This is a genomic window from Halovivax sp., from assembly GCA_007119345.1.
Taxonomy (GTDB): Archaea; Halobacteriota; Halobacteria; order Halobacteriales; family Natrialbaceae; genus Halovivax.
This window is the reverse complement of the sequence record SKPV01000128.1, coordinates 1-3,969: the sequence shown is the minus strand read 5'-3', so window position 1 is coordinate 3,969 and position 3,969 is coordinate 1. Positions and strand designations below refer to the sequence as shown.

Genomic DNA, 3,969 nt, shown 5'->3' with positions numbered 1-3,969 from the left:
GGCTTTTCCTTCTTCGGCTCTTCCTTCTTCTGCGCCTTCTCTTTCTTGGGCTTTTCCTTCTTCGGCGCCTCCTCCTTCTCGGGCTTCTCTTTTTTGGGCTTTTCCTTCTTCGGCGCCTCCTCCTTCTCGGGCTTCTCTTTTTTGGGCTTTTTCTTCTCGGGCTTCTTTTTCTTAGGCTTCTCCTCCTTCTTCGCCTTCTCCTTCTTGGGTTTCTTTTCCGCTTTCTCGGGCTTCTTCTCTTCTTTCTTCGGTTTCGCTATTTCGTCGGCGGTTTTGCACGGCTTGCTTCTGATCGCAACCTCCTCGTCGAGTTCGAGGGCGTACCGATCGGGATCTTCGATGTCTCCCGAGAGCACTTCCCACCGTTCGATCGATCCGTAGTCGTACTCGTCGGCGAGGTAGGCCATTTCGTTGAACGCCGGTTCGATGACGATCTCCGCGTCGAATTCGGCGTCGAGTGCCCGGAACGCGCCCCCGTCGGTTTCGCCGGGTTCGTACGCCCAGTCGATGTCGTGCACGTCGCCGTCGACGTCCCACCAATCCTCGGAGACTTCCTCCCCGTCCGCTTCGAGGTAGTCGTCCATGACGACCCAGTCGCCGTCGGTCGGCAAGCCGTGGATGACGAACGAGACGGTCCCGCCGCCGTCGATCTCGCCGTGCAGCCGACCGTGGAGGACGACCAGACTCAGCCCGTCGGGTCCCTCGTAGAGGAAGAGGATACTCGAGTTGTCTCGCTGGAGGTCGACCGTCCCTTCCGAGCTGAACGACACGCCGTCCGAACCGAGCGCTCCGCTGTACTCACCGGTCGGGTACGCGTAGTCGTAGAGTTCGTCGACCGAAACCTCGCCGCGGAGCGGTTCGATCGAGGCGCACCGATCCCCCTGTCGAATCGCGAACGACGCGCCCGCCGCGACGCCGCCCACGCGCCGCGTCGCAGGAACCGCAACGGTCGTCGCCGCCACGCCGATCGTCTGTAGTACGTGCCGCCGCTTTACCCCACTCGGATTCACGTTCGATTCACCGCAGCCTATGTCGCTTCCGGCTGGCAAAAGGCGGCCCCAGGCGGTCGCAAGGCTGGAAAGGAGAATCCCCCGACGCATCGGCGATCCTCGGCGTCGCCGACGTCCGATCCGGGACCGACGGGCGCTACCGGTCGGACCGTCGGTACACGGCGTCGGTGAGTTGCTACATCGCCGTCTCGTAGACGTACTCCTCGAGACCCGGGCCCAGGTCGCTGTCCCGGGTATCGACCCGGTCGAAGCCCATCGACTCGTAGAAGCTGACGCCGACCTCGTTGTCCGCGAGGACGGACAGCCGGAGACGACCGTAGTGAGGGCCGAGCGCGTCGTCGACGGCCTCCAGGAGGGTCCGGCCGGCGCCTTCGCCCCAGGCCGCCGGGCGGACGTAGATGCGGATCAGCTCCGCGACGTCGTCGTCCTCGGTGTCTGGGCCGGCGTGGGCGAAGCCCACCAGTTCGGTGCCGTAGCCCTCCGGCGCCTCGCCGACCAGAAAGATCGCGTCCTCGCGGGCGGCGGCGTTGGCGATCGAGTCCTCCAGGCGCTCGAAGTCGTACCACTCGTCGACGACCTCGTCGACGGTCTCGGTTCCGAGGATCTCGTCGTAGGCGCCGTGCCAGCTCGCGCGCGCGATGTGAGCGATCTCGCGCGCGTCGAACCGCTTGGCCTCCCGAACTGTCGGCTCCATGTCCCGTGGTACGGGAGACGAGACAAAAGGGTACCGGGGCGATTCACGCCGCGGAAGGACGCCGGAACCGGGGCGCGGGCCGAGGGTCGACCGACGTCGCAGTCAGTCGTCGGCCGGGCCGGCGCCGACCGGCCGACGCTCCGGCACGTCCGCTACGGCCGAGCCGGTTTCGGACGTCACCAGCGCGACGACGACGATGACGGCGATACAGACCGGCCAGACGAGGATCGGGAAGTAATCGGGCAGGAGGTACAGGTTCCCGATCGAGCTCGCGAGCCCGGCCACGATTCCGGCGAGCATCGCTTCGCCGGTCATCCGCTCCCAGAACAGCATGAACAGCAGCGGGAGGCCGAACGTGGCGCCGAGGCCGACGTACGCGAACTCGATGATCTCGAAGATCGTGCCGGGACGCACGAACGCGAGGAGGATTCCGCCGACGGCCAGCACGCCGACGACCGCCCGGCCGAGGAGGATGAGTTCGCGCTCGCTGGCGTCGGGGTCGATGCGCTCCTCGTAGAACCGCGTGAGGTCGGACGAGGCCACGATGAGCATCGAGTCGGACGTCGAGAGGATCGCGGAGACGATCGCGGCCAGCAGCACACCGGCGATCACGGCGGGGAAGAAGTCGACGATCGCGATCATGGCGACGTTCTCGGGGTTGTCGACCGACCCGTAGACGACCCGTCCGGCCGCGCCGATGAACAGCGGCACCGTGAGCCGGAGGGACTGGAAGGTGACCGCGATCACCGACGCCGGGCTGAGCAGCCGCTCGTCGCGGATCGCCTGGAACCGCATCAGGGAGTGGGGCTGTCCGATCGTCCCGAACGCGAAGGTCACCCACGCGAGCGTCGCGATCAGCAGCGCCTGGCCGGCGAGCCCGCCGCTGATATCGAGCAGCGGCGCCTCCTCGACGGCGCCCGCCTCGGCGACGAACGCGGACCAGCCGCCGACCTCCGAGATCATGAGGATCGGCAGCGTCACGGCCGCGACGAAGATGAGGACTCCCTGGAAGACGTCGGTCCAGATCGACGCGTTGAACCCGCCGAGGACGGTGTACAGGCCGACGACGAGCCCGCCGAGCGCGATGGCGATCAGGTAGTCGATGCCGATCCCGGTGTCCATGGCCTCGCCGACGGCGATGATCTGCGCGCCGACGTACGCGCCCATGAACACGAGGATCGCGACGGTCGCGACGATCCGGATGTACATCGCGATCCGGTCGTCGTCGACGGCCAGCGAGAGGTGGTCGGCGATCGTCAGGCTGCCGAGCTCCTCCGACTGTCGGCGGAACTGCGAGCCGACGTACCGGTACATGAAGATGATGATGACGACCATCGTCACCGAGAACCAGAGGCCGTTGATCCCGAGGGTGAATCCGACGCCGACCCACGCGAAGAAGGTCCACCCGCTGGCGACGGAGGACACCTCGGAGATGGCCACCGGCCACGTGCCGACGTCGCGACCGGCGAGCAGGTAATCGGAGAGGCGCTTCGTCTCCGTCGTCACGAAGAAGTACGCGCCGATGGCGATCAGGATCAGGAGGTACGCCGCGAACGTGAGCTGGATGCCGAGCGACATGCTAGGCCCTCCCCAGGATGGAGACGTAGCCGTCGTTCAGCCGGCGATCGATCAGGTACAGTGCGAACGTCAGGATCGGGAGGAGCACCATCGCGAGCACGGCGACGGCCGCTCCCGTCGGAAGCCCTCCGAACATGCTCGCAGAAGTCGAGTGCGCTGTCAAAACCTTAACGGATATTCATCAACAATTCCGAGGAGAAATAATATATTCGTCACATTATTACCGAAATTCAAACTTATATCGGATTAGGAGTTAATTCTCACGTCCTGCGTGGCCCGACAGCGCGTCAGAGCCCTCGGTCGATCGACCGAGTCACTTCGGGCGTTCGAACCGGCTGAACGGAGAAACCGGGCGGCCCGCCGGCGTTCACGCGGTCCTGGGCTCGCCCTCGGGGAGCAGCGACGGATCGGGCTCGATCCCGTGACCTGGGCCCGAGATCTCCACGGTCGGGTCGCGCGGGACGTCGGCAACCCGCTCGGCGAACGACTGATTTCCGTCGAGGTCGACGTACGAGAAGCCGCCGACGCCGGCCACGAGGTGGGCGCTGGCGTGCAAGCCCAGCGCGGACTCGAGCATGCAGCCGACCATCAGTTCGAGGTTCGCCGCGCGGGCGATCTCGGCGATGGCGGCGCCGTCCGTGAGCCCCGACTTCGCGGCCTTCACGTTGATGACGTCCGCCGCCCGCT

At 65.9% G+C, this 3,969-nt stretch carries 5 protein-coding genes; all 5 read right to left on the bottom strand.

Going from position 1 to position 3,969, the window contains the following annotated elements:
- Nucleotides 1-1,100, bottom strand: a 1,100-nt coding sequence (locus QZT59_RS08865; RefSeq protein ID WP_394348645.1) for a hypothetical protein, incomplete at its 3' end; no start/stop codon positions are given.
- An 85-nt stretch (nt 1,101-1,185) separates the two neighbouring features.
- Nucleotides 1,186-1,704, bottom strand: coding sequence for a GNAT family N-acetyltransferase (locus QZT59_RS08860; protein WP_290814408.1), 519 nt, complete (start codon nt 1,702-1,704; stop codon nt 1,186-1,188).
- Nucleotides 1,705-1,806: 102 nt separating this feature from the next.
- A complete protein-coding gene (locus tag QZT59_RS08855; protein WP_290814406.1) occupies nt 1,807-3,282 on the bottom strand; it encodes a sodium/proline symporter in 1,476 nt (491 codons plus the stop codon).
- A gap of 1 nt (nt 3,283) precedes the next feature.
- The gene (locus tag QZT59_RS08850; protein WP_290814404.1) at nt 3,284-3,418 is read right to left on the bottom strand and encodes a hypothetical protein; all 135 of its coding nucleotides are present in this window, start codon (nt 3,416-3,418) and stop codon (nt 3,284-3,286) included.
- Nucleotides 3,419-3,649: 231 nt separating this feature from the next.
- Nucleotides 3,650-3,969, bottom strand: a 320-nt coding sequence (locus tag QZT59_RS08845) for an enolase C-terminal domain-like protein (protein ID WP_290814402.1), incomplete at its 5' end; no start/stop codon positions are given.